The 15,984-nt window shown below is 67.5% G+C and carries 9 protein-coding genes; 6 read left to right on the top strand and 3 right to left on the bottom strand.

Annotated elements, in window-relative coordinates; genetic code table 11:
• Window positions 1–128: 128 nt before the first annotated feature.
• Complete coding sequence (locus QQM39_RS18945) at window positions 129–1,553, top strand: ATP-binding protein (protein ID WP_301998141.1); 1,425 nt, start codon at window positions 129–131, stop codon at window positions 1,551–1,553.
• A 1,530-nt stretch (window positions 1,554–3,083) separates the two neighbouring features.
• Here QQM39_RS18945 and QQM39_RS18940 read toward each other — a convergent pair.
• Complete coding sequence (locus QQM39_RS18940) at window positions 3,084–4,520, bottom strand: ATP-binding protein (RefSeq protein WP_301998140.1); 1,437 nt, start codon at window positions 4,518–4,520, stop codon at window positions 3,084–3,086.
• A gap of 871 nt (window positions 4,521–5,391) precedes the next feature.
• Between QQM39_RS18940 and QQM39_RS18935 the strand changes: the two genes are divergently transcribed.
• From QQM39_RS18935 to QQM39_RS18925, 4 genes are all read left to right on the top strand, one after another.
• Window positions 5,392–6,627 carry a hypothetical protein gene (locus QQM39_RS18935; RefSeq protein ID WP_301998139.1) on the top strand — a complete coding sequence of 412 codons (1,236 nt, stop codon included), beginning with the start codon at window positions 5,392–5,394 and terminating at the stop codon, window positions 6,625–6,627.
• Window positions 6,624–7,154 (top strand): RNaseH domain-containing protein, encoded by a 531-nt coding sequence (locus tag QQM39_RS18930; RefSeq protein WP_301998138.1) that lies wholly within the window; start codon window positions 6,624–6,626, stop codon window positions 7,152–7,154. The genes QQM39_RS18935 and QQM39_RS18930 overlap by 4 nt, the downstream gene beginning before the upstream one ends.
• Window positions 7,079–7,312 (top strand): RNaseH domain-containing protein, encoded by a 234-nt coding sequence (locus QQM39_RS46215; RefSeq protein ID WP_367669695.1) that lies wholly within the window; start codon window positions 7,079–7,081, stop codon window positions 7,310–7,312. Before QQM39_RS18930 ends, QQM39_RS46215 begins: the two co-directional genes overlap by 76 nt.
• 457 nt (window positions 7,313–7,769) lie before the next feature.
• Window positions 7,770–9,866: a tetratricopeptide repeat protein gene (locus QQM39_RS18925; protein WP_301998136.1), complete on the top strand. Its 2,097-nt coding sequence runs from the start codon at window positions 7,770–7,772 to the stop codon at window positions 9,864–9,866.
• Here QQM39_RS18925 and QQM39_RS18920 read toward each other — a convergent pair.
• Window positions 9,805–10,470, bottom strand: a complete 666-nt coding sequence (locus QQM39_RS18920) for a hypothetical protein (RefSeq protein WP_301998134.1) — start codon at window positions 10,468–10,470, stop codon at window positions 9,805–9,807. The two genes, QQM39_RS18925 and QQM39_RS18920, sit on opposite strands and share 62 nt — an antisense overlap.
• Window positions 10,471–12,064: 1,594 nt before the next feature.
• Here QQM39_RS18920 and QQM39_RS18915 point away from each other — a divergent pair.
• The gene (locus QQM39_RS18915) at window positions 12,065–14,212 is read left to right on the top strand and encodes a hypothetical protein (RefSeq protein ID WP_301998132.1); all 2,148 of its coding nucleotides are present in this window, start codon (window positions 12,065–12,067) and stop codon (window positions 14,210–14,212) included.
• Here QQM39_RS18915 and QQM39_RS18910 read toward each other — a convergent pair.
• Window positions 14,189–15,952: a hypothetical protein gene (locus tag QQM39_RS18910; protein ID WP_301998130.1), complete on the bottom strand. Its 1,764-nt coding sequence runs from the start codon at window positions 15,950–15,952 to the stop codon at window positions 14,189–14,191. The genes QQM39_RS18915 and QQM39_RS18910 overlap by 24 nt on opposite strands.
• Window positions 15,953–15,984: the final 32 nt, after the last annotated feature.

The raw sequence follows: 15,984 nt of genomic DNA, 5'->3' as shown, positions 1-15,984 counted from the left end.
GCCGTCGCCCCTGGCTGCCTGGGCGGGCAACAGTGCTTGCCCGATCACCCGCCCGAGTCCCGCTTTCATTTATGAAAGTATCCTTGAGGAAAGTTTCTGAGGGCCGGTGAGTGTGGAGATGATGCGTCGTGAACGGGTTCATCGGGCGCCGTCGTGAGCTGAGCCTTCTGGAGGATCTGCTCGCCCCAGTGAGGACCGGCGGGCGTCCGGGACGTGCGGTGCTGATCCGGGGGCGTCGGCGCGTCGGCAAGTCCCGACTGGTGGAGGAGTTCGTGGAGCGTACCGGGCTTCCGCATGTCTTCTTCACCGCCATCGGAGGTTCCCGGGAGGAGGATCTGGCGGGATTCGCCGCCGAGGTGGCGTCTTCGAGTCTTCCCGACTCGGGCCGTTTCGCGGACTTCGCGTCCCCGCGGACCTGGGACGCGGCGCTGAGCCTGCTCGCGTCGGCACTGCCCACCGATACGCCCAGCATCGTCATCCTTGACGAGATGCCCTACCTCGTACGCGAGGACCCCACCTTCGAAGGCGCTCTGCAGAAGGCATTCGACCGGACCCTGTCCAAGCTGCCCGTTCTCCTCGTCCTCATCGGCTCCGACATCGCCATGATGGAACAGCTCAACACCTACGGACGGCCCTTCTACCAGCGCGGCACCGAGATGGTCGTCCCCCCGCTCACCCCGGCCGATGTCGCAGCCATGCTCGACCTGGCACCGGCCGACGCCTTCGATGCCTACCTCGTCTCGGGCGGACTACCCCTGATCCTGGAGGAATGGCCGCACGGCGCCGGCGTCTGGGACTACCTCGGGCAGGCCCTGAGCAGACCGACCTCGGCCCTGCTGGTCAGCGGCGAGCGGACCCTGGCCGCCGAATTCCCCACGGAGGCGCAGGCCCGCACCGTGCTGGGTGCCATCGGGCACGGCGAGCGCACGTTCACCCTGATCGGCCGGGCCGCCGGCGGCCTTAACCCCGGCTCTGTGACCCGTTCCCTGGAGGTCCTCACCAGTCGCCGTATGGTGGCCGCAGACCTGCCGCTGTCCGTCAAGCCCAGCCGCGAGACCCGCTACCGCATCGCCGATCCCTACCTGCGCTTCTGGCTCTCTTTCATCAGCTCGGGCATCCCGGCCGTCGAACGAGGCCGTGGCGACCGCGTCCTCGCCTCCATCCGTACCAGCTGGACGTCCTGGCGCGGCCGGGCCATCGAACCCGTGATCCGTGATGCCCTCTGGCGCATGAGCGCCGACGATGAACCACTCCCCGCGGGTACCGATGTCGTCGGCGGCTACTGGACCCGCACCAACGACCCAGAAATCGACATCGTCGGAGCCGACCGCTCTCCCATCGCCAAGAAGATCACACTCGTCGGATCGGTCAAGTGGCTGGAGAACAAGCCCTTCGACCACCGCGACCTCGCCCGCCTCATCACCCATCGCTGTCAACTCCCCGGAGCCGACGGGGACACCCCTCTGCTCGCCGTCGCACGCAGCGGCTGCACGGCCGAAGGCGTCCTCCACCTCACGCCCGAAGACCTCCTCACGGCCTGGGCCCCAAGCTGATGAACCGTGATGTCCTGGCCCGCGGAGCGATGCGCTCACGCGTGACTGAACACGATGTGCCGTGGGCCCTTGTGCCTTTGTGCGCCCTGTCGTAACGGCTCGGGTCGATCGGCCAGGTCCAGCGGTCGGACGGGGACGAGGCCACGGGAACTGACTCGATCACCGCGCAACCTCCCCCGCCGCACTGTCGCCGGCGAGGGCCTGGATGCGCCAGGCAGGAGGCTCTGTGGGGAGTCCACAACCTGGGTGACTTTGCCTCTTGGCGCCAGCGGTGTCCCTGCTGGTGGCCAGCCGGTGGCCGGACGCCTTTGGACGGCGTAATACGAGGTGGCACAGATCAGCCAGCCGCATGTGGTCTGATCACGAAGAACGTCACTCAGCAGCATGACCAGGCACCGCGCGGCACGAACGCTCACGGTCTCGTAATGCGTAGGTCTCGGGTTCGAATCCCGAAGGCGGCTCCATGGTCAACCCCAGGTCAGGCCTCTGACCTGGGGCTTGTTGTCTTCGTTGACCTTGGAATTCGGGCCAATCGGGCACGTGCGGTCTGTGCATCGCAATGCGTAGGTCTGAGGTTTGCAGTCAGTGGCGGTTCTGCTCTGCAGGGCTTTGAGCTGGTCTTTTGTATCTTGTGGTCGCTCTTCTTCGGGCTGTTCGGATGGGCGTGGTGGCCGTGTGGTGGCCGGGCGTGCAGACCGGCTCCCGGTCAACCGCGAAATTGGTGGTTCATAGGGGAACGATAGTTGTGGTATCCCGACAATGGCTGCGTGCTCTTTGGACACTCCCAGGGGATGAGCCCTGATCCGCAGCAGCCCGGGCCGCCTCGGCGATCCTGGCCGGGCCGATCGCTGAGAGCGCGTGGCAGCAGGGCGTACTGCTCACGCCTGTCCGTGCGCTCCAACGCGTCAACGAGATCGAGCAGTATGTCGGACAGTGTCACCCGCATCAGGCACCCGGTGTTGGAACTGTCCGATCAGGCCGCTGGCGGCGCTCTCGGCATGTAGCGCGTCCGGCAAGTCCACGAAGATCCCGCCGCCTTGTTCCGCCATCGCGGCCAGCGTGGCAGCCAGGGCCGGTAAGCGTGGCACGGACCGCGTACGGAGGCTCTGCGTGGAACTCACCCGGACAGCGTGTGTGCCCTGGCCCGGACGCGACGCCATGGCGGCCTGGGCCACCGCGACCACCGCTCGCCACCAGGAGTTCGCACTCGACCCAGATCCCCTTGCCTGGAGCACCGATCGGCTGGATCCAGCACGGATCCAGCAATCGTCACAATCCTGGTCAGAGGTCAGAGGTCAGAGGTCAGAGGTCAGAGGTCAGAGGTCAGAGGTCAGAGGTCAGAGGTCAGAGGTCAGAGGTCAGAGGTCAGAGGTCAGAGGTCAGAGGTCAGAGGTCAGAGGTCAGGGGAAGGAGCCCACTGATGAGCGGTCACCTGCAGGGCGTCGGCGCTGTGGTCGCAGTCCCTCGCATGAGTGGTGCACGAGCAGCAGGCCGGAGCCGAGGGTGGTCGACTTGGATCGGATGGATGGGCTATTCCGCAGGGCGCCGATAGGTGGTCTGCCGTCCTCTGCCTCCGAGTTGCTCCACCAGGCCCCGGCTGCGCAGGCTGCGGAGAACCTTGCGGACGTTGGGGGCGGACAGCTCCAGTGACTTCTGCAGCTCGGTCGCGTTCTGGGGTCCTGCCGCGAGCGCGTCGTAGACGCGCAGTGCGGTTTCGTTCAGCTCGGGTTGTGTCGCGGCTGCCGCTGCGCGCTGCAGGACGACGGTGAACCGGATGCCCGCGTCCACGTAGTGGGCGGGAGGGATCCCGGCTTCGGTGAGGGAGGCTGTGACGATCGGGATTCCCGTGGCCAGGGCTTCGATGACCCGTGCTCCCGTTTCGGGGGAGCGGGCGTGCTGGCAGATCGCGACGAGCCTGGCGTTGCGTGCCGAGGTCACGGCATCCCGGCCGAGACGTTCCACGGTGATCCCGTACAGTCCGCCGGGGTTGGAGACCACCAGCCGGTCGCGGCGGAGCCTGACCTCGATTGCCAGGCCGGCGGACCAGTGGTCGAGGTCGCGGTGCACCAGGGCGTTGGCGATCAGCTCCCTGAAGGCGATGTAGGGGTAGGTGGGTCGGTCGTGGACGGTTCCGTCGGGTTCGGACACGATCGTGGTGTCGAAGGTGCGCCGGGCCCAGGCCAGGGCCTCGTCGAGCATCCGTGGAATCGGCCCCGTGATCGTCGTCTGGTTGCGCGCGCGGGAGCCCACGGGATCTTCCGGCAGTGGCTCTGCTGATGCCTGGATCACGAATCGGGGGAACCACTGCTGAGGGTGGGCGCCGAGGGCCAGCAGGCCGGCGACGGTGGGGGTCCCGTCGGCGGCGGTGACGCCGGCGCGGCGCAGCAGTTCGGCATCATCGGTGAAGCGCCCCAGGCCGCGGGGGTCCCGTTCCCGGACCGACCGGAGGAACTCGGTGAGGAGCTCGTCGTCGAAATCCGCCCGGGTGGCGTCGGCGACTGGTGCCCGGTCGAAGAGCGGGGGGTGGCGTGCGGCGAGGAATGCCTGTTCCTCAAGGGCCGACAGTTCGAAGTCGCCGTCGTATCCACGCGAGTAGGAAGTGCCCGAGGCGGTGACCCTGCACGGCTTCGCCGAACGGTCGCACTCATGGACCGTGGCCACCACGACGGGGCAGCCGTCGACCGTTCCGTCGCTGATGGTGAGGCGAATCGGGGGCGTGAACGAACGGGCCTTCAGCGCGAGGCCCTGCTTCAGCCCCTGCGGGTCCGCCAGGGGAACTGGCCGGAATCCGGTCCGCTCGTCGAGCCCTAGGATGATGGTGCCGCCACCCGGCAGGTTCGCCAGCGCGCTGAGCGTCGAGGTCAGCGACTGGGGGAGCCCCCCGGCGGCCGACTTCACCTCGATGTCGGCACAGTCGCCTCCCGCCGAGCGCAGCTCGGCGATCATTTCACTCAGGTCCGTGGCCATAGGGTAAATGTAACTCAAGTGTGGTTACATTTTACGGGATTCTGGTTACATTTTGGGGGCTCCAGCGGCCGAGCGTCGGCGTACGGAGGTCTCGTGCCAGGACCCGCGCTCCGCGTGTTGGGTAGGCTGGCCCGCGAAGGTGACGGAGCGTGCCTGCTGCTATTCGTTCCGCTGCTCTCGAGCCCGTGCGCAGCACCTCGGCCATCAGACACTGGTCCTGGCGGACCTGCTCGGCGACCTGGGTGTCGGAGCCGTCGCAAGTGTCGGCCACTGGGCTGAAGTCGGTGGCCCGGTCCCCAGCCACCGCGTACCTGTCTCCACGTGTGCCGCTGCCTGGCATCTCAGCCAGGGCGAGCCGTCCGCCGGCGATGGAAGCGAGTAGGCAATAGCGGCCCTGCCGGAGGCTCGTCGCAGCCACGATCTGCTCTGCGGAGATCCTGCGTCAGAGTCGGTGCCACGCCGCCGGTCTGCCGGTTGCGTTTGCGCCCCGGTGTCGAGCGCTCCGTCGTCGCCCGCACCCGCCGCACTGTACGCGACGGCCGAGCCACCGGCACCCACCGCGTACGCCACTGCACCCGCCCGCAGGTCGCCCGGATCGCCTGCCTCGTCCGCACCGTCACGGCGGTGCAGGCAGCGCAGCGCCTCTGGGAGAGCTACCGCCCACGACGCTCAAGATCTTCGAAAGTGCGCATTTTACGCGTGACCTACCAGACGGTAACCGATCTTGGGGCGGCGCCCACCTGAACGGAGAGGGGGCACCCCCACCCGATCCGCCAAGGCCACTAAGACAAGAGGCAAGCGGCCTCGGATCCGATGTTCACGGGGATTGGGTCCGAGGCCTGACGAGAACCTGAACCAACCAGGAGTGATCGTGAACCACACCGCACAGTCCGCTGCCGCCCTCGCCACCCCGTCACAGTTCAACACCGACGCCCGCCCCACCGAGCCCACCGTCCACGACTGCGCCGCCCTCACCCTCGTCCCGTTCGAGCCAGTGTGCGTCGTCTGGTCGTGGTGCACCGTCACCGGCAACCACGAGATGCACACCTCCCACGGCGTCACCATCGACCAGCCCGGCGGCAGGACCGTCCTGGACGCCCGTGTCATGGCCGAGGACGGCCGTGACGGCGACCCCGGCCTCGCCCCGTTCATCGGGTATTGCGAGACCGACCTCACCGCCGATGGGCTGCGCACCGAGGTCGCCAACATCCTCGCCACCCTGCCCCGCCTGGAGGCGCTGGCGGACATAGTCGACGGCGCCCAGCCAAAGCTGTCGGCCGCCCAGGTTCTCGACAACCCGGACCGATTCCTCACCACCCACGGCGAGCCGAAGGCCACCGCCTTCGTCGACTACGTCAAGGAACAGGTCGGCGAGTCCGACGACCCCGCCGCAACGGTGGAGGACATCGCCTTCGCCACCGCCCACCACCGGGCCGGCGAAGCCGCCGAGGCCCGCCAAGCCCTCACCGAGTTCCTCGCCGAGCACGACATCACCCAGATTCCGGCCGACGGCCCGAACGGTGACTTGCTGACCGAGCCCCTCTACTTCCGCGAGCGCGACGGCCGCCGCTTCCTGGTGACGCCGGTCGGCGCGGCCCCGGCCGAAACGCTGGAGTACCTGCGCGGCGCGTTCACGGCCCAGGAGTCGGCCGCGCCAAAGGCACGCACCTGGTCCATCAGCACCGAGAGCGGGACGACCGTGAGCGGCCACCTCCCGGCGTGGGCCGAGGACGACCCGAGCAAGACCGATCTGCCCGACGGCAAGCTGCACTTCCACCTCTCCGATGTGACGCACTACCAGGCCTTCCTTGGCCAGCCGATGGTGATCAACACTCCGTTCGGCATCGATGGGGGGCGCGAAATCTACGAAGAGAACGTGTTCTGCGCGACGATCACGTGCTCCCCGCATTCCTCCGTCCCCGACCACCGTGTCCCGACCGCGACCATCACGGTCGTCGAGGACTGCGTCATGGAGGACTTGGACCCCCAGGGCGTCACGGACGTCGGGGCCAAGCTGCGGGCGCAGGCCGACCGCCTCGACCAGGTTGCCGCCGACCTAGCCGACGCTCGCGCCGACTGGGCCGAGAACGCCCAGGTGACGGCGTGACGACCATCACCCGCGCCCACCTCAACGGCGTCACCGTCCGGATCCGCCGCGGCACCACCGCGCAGGACAGTCCCATGATGCTCGCCCGCAATGGCGACCACTTCACCGTCGCCTACGACCCCGACGTGGCGCCCCTCGACGCCACCTCCATGCTCACCCGCGTGCGCCTGCGCAGGGAGGGCTGCACCGTGACCGAGATCATCCTCGACTCGTACGGCGAGGTCCCCACCCCAGTCGATCGCTCCGACGCCCGCCGCCGCGACCCAGAGCGGCCCGCAGCTCCCGATGACCGGCTCCACCAGCGCACTACGGCCGACACCAAGGCCACCAGTTGGTATCTCGCCCAGAAGTCACGCACCTACGACGGTTTCGGCCAGACCGGTGTCAACGGCAGCACATGCACCCGCTTCACCATCCCCGAAGAGCTTCAAAAGGCTCCACTCCGCAAGGACTGGCACAGCTTCACCGCGACCCAGATCACCGTGCCCCGTCGGACAGCCACCAAGCACAGGACCTGGCTGCGCTAGCCGCCGCACTCTGCCACCAGTCCCTTGCCTGGGACGCCCGTACCCGCCATCCGGTCCCCCTCCGCGTCGCGGGCGCGGTCGACCGCAACCATCCGGAGTACCGAGGCGTCCGCTTCGAGACCGAGACAACAGAGGAGAGCGACGAGGACGCATCCTGACCGGTACGACGCCGAGGCCGTCAGCCGGCTGCGGTTGCAGAGGAGCCCAAGCCCGGAGGCTGCCGCGTCGTCTGGGGGCTGGATGACACGGTCCGTACCAATAGGTGGGTTGTACGAGCAAGGCCGCCTCGCGCAGAGGGGCGGCCCTCGCTGAGACGGGGTCCTGTTCTGTGTCCCGCCGCTCTGCGGGACCTACCCGTGTCGGCGGAAGGAGAGGCCCGCACGGGCTTCCGTGATCCGTCCGGCAGCATCCAGCTCCAGCGCCCACTCACATTTTGTTCCCCGGCCCAACTCGCCTCGTAGGACACGGCCTTAATCGAGGCGATGCGCGCGCCATGCATGGTCCCCCGGTTACGGTTGGTTTCCAGGCCGGGGCGTGTGGTCGCCCGGTGGGCGGCGCGTGGGAACGGGGAAGCGCAGGATGCTGGAACTCATATCGCTGGCGACGGTTACGGCAATGCTGGGGACCGTGGGTGCGGGGATGGGCAACGAGGCGGGTAAGAACGCGTACCTGATGATCGGCGGGTTGGCACGTCGGATCGCGGGGCGGGAGGTTCCGGCCCCCGAGCGGCCCGCCGAATGGGAGGGACTGGCCCGGCTGTTGTACGAGGGAGCGTTGCGCAGTCCGGAGCACGCACGGGGGCTGGCCGAGGTGGAAGCGGTGGTCAGCAGGGCGTTGGCCCAGGTGCGCATCCGCACTTCTCCGCAACTGCCCGACGGCCTCCGGGGCTTCGTTGATCGCGACAAGCAGATGCGGCGGCTTACGCGCGAGGCGTCCCGCAAATTCGACGGACGTGCTCGAAGGGTTCATCTGTACGGGCCTGAGGGGATGGGCGGCACATCCCTCGCTCTGCGATGGGGATGGCGCGAGCTGCAGCGGTATCCGGACGGGCAACTGTACGTAGACCTGGCCCGGGTGCCGGACCCTGCCATGGCTCTCCGACAAGCCCTGCGCAGCCTCGGACTGGACTCGGAGGACATCCCGCCGGGTCTGGAGGAGCGGATGGATCTCTTCCGTCGGCTTGTCGCGGACCGGCGGCTGCTCATTGTTCTCGACCACGTCCAGACAGCCGCGCAGGTGACGCCTCTGCTCACCTCGGCGCCAGAAGTCTTCACCATCATCGTCGCCCACCGCCGTCTTCCTCAGGCGGACGCCGAACCGATCGAGGTGGTGCCACTGCCCGAGAGGTACGCCGTCGAGTTGCTCACCGAAGTCGCGGGCAAGCGGACCGTTCAGGAAGCCCGCGCCCGCGCCATACTGCCGCAGGTGCTCGACCAATGCGGCGGATCTCCGTACGCGTTGAGGACGTTCGCGTCGCTGCTCGAAGCGCGACTGGGAGAGGAAGGCATCCCCACCATGCCCGGGAACGAGCCCGCCTACGCCGCCGCGCAGGAGCAGTACCGCACGCTCGGGCCGACCGCCGCCCGGCTGTACCGGCTTTCGGCACTGTGGCCGTGGCCGGCGCTCAGCCCGACCGTGGCAGGGACCATGGCCGAGGTCGAGGAAGCCGAGGCCGCCCGTCTGCTCACTGAATTCGCAGAAAAGGGGCTGGTTGAGGAGACCGGCACCGGCCGCTACCGCTTCCGTCCCGCAGTACGTCGGCACGCCGAGCAGGCCGCCGTACGCGAGGACGGCATCCCCGCCTGCTCCAGGGCCGTGGCGCGCGCGGTCGAGTCGCTGTTGCCGTTCGCTGTGCAGGCCGACCGCGCCGCCCTGCCGGAACGCTGGCACGTGGGCCCCCTGTTCACAGTGCTGCCTCCTGGCCCTTACGCGTCCAAGGGCGATGCTATCGCCGCCCTCGGCAACGAGCTGGGCAATCTCGTTCAGGCGGTGTTCGCTGCTGAGGAGTACCGTCTCGGCGACACCGCGTGTCAGCTGTGCGAGGCCCTGTGGGCCTTGCAGCTCAAGGACGGCCGCCACGAAGAGATCCTTCCGGCGCTTCGGGTGGGCACGAAGGTCGCTGACGACATCTGTCCCGGCACCCGGATGGCGGGACGCATGCACACCCTGCAGGCAATGGCCCTGATCGAGTCGCGACAGTTCGACGAGGCCAAGATCCAGGCGGAGGCGGCTGCGGCGGCCGAGCGGCAGGCGGGGCACCAGCGCGGTCTGGCCACCGCCATCGAGACGCTGGGCCTTGTACGGCTGGGGCAGTGGGGATTCCCGGATGCCCACGACCTGTTCGTCGAGGCGGACGGCATCTGGCAACGTGTCGGTCCCGAAGACGACGGCTACAGTGACAAGCCCCGTGCCCGTGCCCTTCTGAAGCGTCACCGAGGGCGCGCGCTGAACGGTCTCCATCTCCTGGACGAGGCCGAGGAGTTGCTGGTGGAGGCTCTCGGGTTCTTCCGCGAGAAGGAGCCCTACAACACCGCCCGTACGCTCACCGATCTGGCGGACACGTACAGGCGCGCCGGGCGGCAGTCAGAGGCGCTGCCGCTGATCGACGAGGCGATCGACGCGCTCGCGGGCGAGAACGCCCACTACCACGTCAATCACCTTCGGGCCTTGCGTGATCGCTGTGTGTCAGCGGGCCGGGGCCTGCCTGAGTGACCGACACCTGATGTGCGGTCTGCCCGGTCCACACCGTCAGACCGCCTGCCAGGTCTGCGGGGTCCTTGCCGAGGGCCAGCCAGGCATGCAACGCCGAGGCGTATGAGGCCGGGTCGGCCGCCTGCGGGTCGGCGTCGAGACGCAAAAGCGCTCCGTCCCTGGTCCGCACCACGCAACCGCCGGCCGTCACGTACGCGGCGAGTGCGCAGCCCGGGTGGCGTTCCAGCACCTCGGCGGTCCAGTACTCGGGCGGGCCGAGCCTCGGGTCGTCGGGTGAGCCGTACCTGAAGATCACATCGGCGATGGCAAGGAGACCGGGGTCCAGGGTGTCCTCGTGCACCGCCGTGTGAGCTTCGCCCGGGCCCTGCGGTTCATAGCGCGGATCGGCGTAGCGGGTGACCGACACCTCGGTCGCACCCACGACACTCGTCAGCACCCGCAGCGGAGAAGTGCGCACCGGCGGGTCGTACGAGGGCAGCGGCAGTGGGTCGAGCAGCGCCGGCGCCGTGGGCTCGGGTATCCCCATGACGTCGTAGAAGATGCGGCGCAGACGGGCGGCTGCCTCACCCGGGGCGGAGGTCGTGAACTCGGCAGGGCCGCTCATGGGTTGGTGCGTGGCCAGCAGAGCATCCAACTGTGGTCCCAACGGCGCGTACGGGTCCAGTCGTGGTGCCTTCCGCACGAAGTCGGCTACCGGCGAATCGGCGGCCAGACCTGCGAGCGCTGCGGCTCCGAGCATGACGGGGATGCCGAGGGCGGCGGCATAGTACGAGACTGATCCAAAGTCCCCCAAAACGGCGTCCGCTGCCAGCAATGCCTGCTGCCACCCTTCCAGCGGATCCACCAGCGTAAGGCCGCCGCGTTGCGCTCTGTCCATCCATGATCTGATTTGTCCGGGTCCATGGCCATGCCAAATATTGGGATGCAGTACGGCTGCGATCCGGTGCTCGTCCGCAGCGAGTTCGGCGGTCAGCTTCGGCAGCAGAAGCGGCAGTACGTCCTCGTCGCCGCTGTCCCCGAACAGTGACTCGGGGTTCCATGTCGAATTCAGCAACACGAGCCGTTGCCCGCGTTTCACGCCCAACGCTCTACGGAAGCGCTCCCGATACGGGCGCGCTGCCAGCATCCGGTCGAAGCAGGGATCTCCCGCGAGTACCGCTGTCGGGGCCGCTTCCGGGCAGGCGTTGCGCAACCGATCGACCTGTTCGGGGTGCGACAGCACTAGCACGTCCGCGACCGGGGTGCCATCCGCCAACAGCCACTCCGAGGAAAGCCCGAAGACGGGTCCGGTCTCCGGTCTCCGGTCTCCGGTCTCCGGTCTCCGGTCTCCGGTCTCCGGTCTCCGGTCTCCGGTCTCCGGTCTCCGGTCTCCGGTCTCCGGAGTATCTTATTATAGCCCACCCCGTGGGAAATTATGATCAATTCACCTTGAATGTCATGGATTTCGCCGCCGAAACTGGCTGCCAGAGCCAGATCCACCGGAGTGCACAATGCCTGATCCCAGGGCAGCACTGGCACACCCACGCGCGTAAGCAACTCGCTTACTCCTGCCTGGAACGGCGAGGAGCCAGTGCAGGTCGCGAGGAGTTGCACCCGCAGGTCATCACGGAACAACGGCAGCACATCCAGCAAGCGGGTGGCCGAGGTGACGTTGTGGACGATCAACAGCACCTTCCGCCAGTGCCCGCGTGTTGCCCAGCCAACTGATCGACGTCCGACCGGCACGCGGAGCCATCCTGTCCGTCCCTCGGTCACTCTGCCCCCTTGTACTCCGCATGGCGGCGCCACCAGCCGTGTGAGCAGCCTAACCAAGCCGGTGAAACCGCACGTAGGGCACCGTGATTGGTTGACGATCCTGGTCCTCCGGACGAGCAGCCGATAACCCCGGTAGGCGATGTAGTGCATCAGTGGAGCCACATCGACCTCGCCCCACGCGGTCAGGGCCTCGTCCAGTTCGGCGTACAGGCCCCGCAGGCAACCGGGGGCGCGCCAGGCATTGCCAGGATCGACGGCTCCCGCTCCCGATTCTGCCTCCGAGCCGGAGCCTGGCTCGCAGAGCCGGGGGTTTCCCCAGTCGTCTGGGCGTTGTTGATCCGCTGACACAGATGCGGGAGGCAACCCGTTGCCCTGTCTGCAACTGGCAGAATGTCGAAGGGATTTGATGGGCAGCGTGATGAACGGGGGTTCGCGTGGGATCGGTGGACAACACGTTCAGCGGGGGGAACGCGCATGTTGTCGTGCAGGCGCAGAACGTGAGCATGTCGCAGCCGGTGCTATCGCCGCCTGCGCCCGCCATGCTCCTGACTGCGCCGGACGACTTCGTCGACCGAGACGAAGGGCGTGCGTGGTTCGATGCGATCACCGCTGATCTCCCCAGCCGCAGATCGCCGCTCTATATCGCTGTGACGGGGGTGGCGGGAGTCGGTAAGACCGCGCTGGTGCTCCACTCACTGGCCGGAAGGCTGGGCGAGTTCCCCGGCGGGCACTTGTTTGCCGACATGAGTCGGCGCGGCCTCGGGGACGCGCGTGATGTGTCGGACGTGCTGGCGGACTTCCTGTCGGAACTCCGTATCCCCCGCGATGAGATGCCGTCCAGTCTCGAAGCGCGTGCGGCGCGTTTCCGATCACTCACGAGCGCTGAACCATGTGTGGTATTGCTGGAGAACGTGGTCAATCCGGGGCAGGTTTTGCCGCTGATCCCGGGGCACCCGGCCAGCCTGGTAGTGGTGACCAGCCGGTTCGGCCTGAGCGGGTTGCGCGCCGGGCCCCACAAGGTGAATTTCCTGCGGCTCGATGTTCTTGACGACGCCGCTTGCGCCGACCTGTTCCAGCAGGTCGCCGAAGAGGCAGGAGAGTTCGACGACGAACTGCTCCGCGCGGTGATCGGTGCTTGTGCGGGCCTGCCCGGAGCGGTACGCATCGCAGGTGCACGTGCGGCCGATCCGCTGGACGGTGGCATCCGCTCTCTCGCCCGTCGGCTGGCGGCCGGCCGGTCCGCTCTGGAGGTACTGACGATGTCCGACGGCGACATCTCCATGCGCCTGGTCTTCGAAGACTCCTACCGGAGCCTGGACGCGGCTACGGCTCGCGGGCTGCGGGCGCTCGGCCTGCAGCCGACCGAGGACTTCTCGGACGAGCTGGTGGCGACCCTCGGCGGGACCGGTGAAACCGGTGACCAGGTGCGGCGTCGGCTGCTTGAGGCGAACCTGCTGGAGCGTGCCGCAGTGGGGCGTTGCCGAATGATCAGTCTGGTGCACCAGTACGCGAAGGAGCGGGCGTACGCGGAAGATTCCCCTGCCGAGCATGCGGCCGTCCTGAGCGCGACGGCCGATTGGTACCTGTGGAGGGCTGGTGCTGTCGCGTACCAGGTTTCCAAGCGCTGGCGGTGGGGGGCGCTGTTCGCTGACCCCGCACGGTTGCGGGGGGTTTTCGACGACGAACAGCAGGCACTCGACGCCTTCGCGGCCGACGAGGCCGGAGCCGCTTCGGTCGTTGAGCTCGCTTTCAAGGCGGGATGGTTCGAGAAGGTCTGTCAGTTGGTGGAGGCGCTGCGCGATTTCCACTTCCGTCGCAAGCACCACGTGAAGTGGATCGCCCTGTGTGAAATGGCGGTCGAAGCCGCCAAGCTCCTGGGAGATGACCTGGTCCTGGCGCGGATGCACTATGAGTTGGCGTTCGCCTTCCTCGACCGCGGCACGGAGGCTGATCTCGATGCCGCTCGCCGCCATTACGAGCTGGCCCGGGAGGCGGCGAAGCACGCGGGTCACGCGCGGACCCATTCTTCCGCACTGGAAGGGCTGGGCCAGGTCGCACTGGAGCAGGGGGCGGCGACCACGGCCATCAGCCTCTTCAAGCAGGCCCTCGCCGCGATCAAGAACATCGACCACCCGCGAGGGCGAGCACTGCTCACCTATCACCTCGGACAGGCCTACAGTACCGCCGGCCTTCACCAGGAGGCGGCGGAGGCACTGCTGCGGGCCCGAGAGCTGTTCGCCACGCTCCCCGACGCCGAGTCGCCCGGCCGGATTGCCCCGGACAGCTATAACGAAGCACGCTCCCTGACCCGCTACGGCCAGGCACGTATCGCGGCGGACCGGGCTGACGAAGCCGTGGAGCAACTGGAGTCGATTCTCGACCTGTTCGAGAAGTGCGATGCCCCGAAGGAGGAAGCCGACGCGCTGCTCGTTCGTGGCGACGCCTTGGCAGCGTGCGGACAGGACGACCGGGCACGCCAAGACTGGCAGGCCGCACTGGCGATGTACGTACGGATCAGGAGCGACCGGGCAGCGGAGGCCCGGAAGCGACTCGCCGACGCGGACGGGTCAGCAACGACGGAGGGACAGTAGTGCGGTCGGCAGGTCCTCACCGGCCTCCACCTGGACCTCGCCTTCCCAACCGGGTCCGAAGTGCGACAGACAGGCGTACAACGCGGTGGCGGCGAGGGCCGGACTGGACCACCAGACGGATGACGTCCAGCGCGCGGTGTACGTGCCGCCGCTGCGATGGTGCAGGCGGCATACGCTGGGAGGATCTGCCTGGGCCACTACAGTGCAACCGGGGTGGCGGGCGAGGAGCTGCTGCGGGGTCGACATGCGTGCTACCAGAATGTCGGCGATATGGGCCCACCGGACATCCGGCTCCTGTTCCTCAGCCACGACGTGGACGTCAGGCAGGTGAGCGTTGAGGCTGCCCTGCAGGCCGGCAGGGTACCGGCGTACCGACACGGCGGGCTGTACCTCGGCAGTGCGGCCTTCGAGTACCTGAGCATGGACGGAGAGTGCGGGCTCTCCGGGGACGGACTGCGCCGCTGATACCGCCCGGGGGATGCCCACAGGCTGTGCGACAGCGGGATAAGGGGGCTCCTCCAGCCCGAGGAAGCTGTAACACAGGCGGCGCAGTCTCGCCAAGGCTTCCATGGGCCGGGAAGTCACCATTCCGCGCACCTTGGCCAGCCGAGTATCTCCTTGCTGTTCACGCGCGGCGCGTCCGAGCTGCTCGGAGAGAGGGAGGAAAGCTGATACACGAGGCAGCAGTTGACCGAGGAGGTCCATGGGCGAGCCGGCCGCCACGGATTCCTCGTCAAAAGAGGCCAGAAGTCCAGGAATTCCCTGAGCCGATGCATATATGGAAACCGACCCGTGGTCTCCGAGGAAAAGATCTGCCGCGCAGAGTGCGGCCTTCCAGGTATGGGTTTCGGGTGCGGGAACCATCAACCCGGATCTGATGAACGGGGCGAGCCATGATTTTATCTGCCAGCCGCCATGCCCATGATAGGCATTGGGGTGAATTGCGGCGACGATCCGGTATTCATCTCTCGGCAGCTCGGCCAGCGCCCGGCGAACCACATCGGGTGCGCCACCCATAAGAGAGTTCCTGCCCCAAGTCGATGTCAGCAGTAGAAGTTTCTGTCCAGGTCTTATGCCGAAAGCGACCCGATATTCTTCCCGGAACGCGGTCGAGACACACAGCTGATCCATGCACGGATCGCCTATGACCTGAGCTATGGGAAGGGCTTCCGGACAGCCCTGACGCAGCCGCTCACGCTGCTCGTCATGAGACAGGACAAGAGCGGAGGGAATCAACTCGCCTTCATGCAACAACCATTCGGCAGTCAGGCCGAAGGCTCCCGGCTCCCGGCTCCCGGCTCCCGGCTCCCGGCTCCCGGCTCCCGGCTCCCGGCTCCCGGCTCCCGGCTCCCGGCTCCCGGCTCCCGGCTCCCGGCTCAGTTTCTTATTGTATCCGGCTCCGTGTGGTGTGCCAATGAGTGGCGCGGAGATATCTTGCAGCTCCCCGCCGCGGCTCGTGCTGACTGCTAGGTCGAATTCGAGTCTCCGAGCTTCGTCCCAGGAAATGAAGGGAAGCTCGCGCGTGGTGATGAATTCCTCAATTCCTGCTGCAAAGGGTGAGGAACCGGTACAGGTGAAGACGGTCTGGATGCGTGTGTCGCCGTCGAATACCGTCAGCAGGTCCAGCAGCCGGGTCGCTGACGTGACGTTGTGGATGATGCCCAGGACGGTGCGGGATGGTGCGATCGTGCACCAGCGCCCGGAGCCGCCCGGTGCGGCGAGATGCGTCTGGCCGGACATCACTCTGCTACCCCTCCTGGTCCTGGGCGGAG

The sequence above is a fragment of the Streptomyces sp. DT2A-34 genome (genome assembly GCF_030499515.1).
Taxonomy (GTDB): domain Bacteria; phylum Actinomycetota; class Actinomycetes; order Streptomycetales; family Streptomycetaceae; genus Streptomyces.
Note: the sequence above shows the minus strand (reverse complement) of the source record. Positions and strands in the feature narration are given on the sequence as shown.

What these genes read in the sequence shown, in the direction of transcription:
- QQM39_RS18940 (WP_301998140.1), bottom strand. Translation starts at nt 4,520, where the DNA reads ATGGCCACGGACCTGAGTGAAATGATCGCCGAGCTGCGCTCGGCGGGA.
- QQM39_RS18925 (WP_301998136.1), top strand. Translation starts at nt 7,770, where the DNA reads ATGCTGGGGACCGTGGGTGCGGGGATGGGCAACGAGGCGGGTAAGAAC.
- QQM39_RS18920 (WP_301998134.1), bottom strand. Translation starts at nt 10,470, where the DNA reads ATGAGCGGCCCTGCCGAGTTCACGACCTCCGCCCCGGGTGAGGCAGCC.
- QQM39_RS18910 (WP_301998130.1), bottom strand. Translation starts at nt 15,952, where the DNA reads ATGTCCGGCCAGACGCATCTCGCCGCACCGGGCGGCTCCGGGCGCTGG.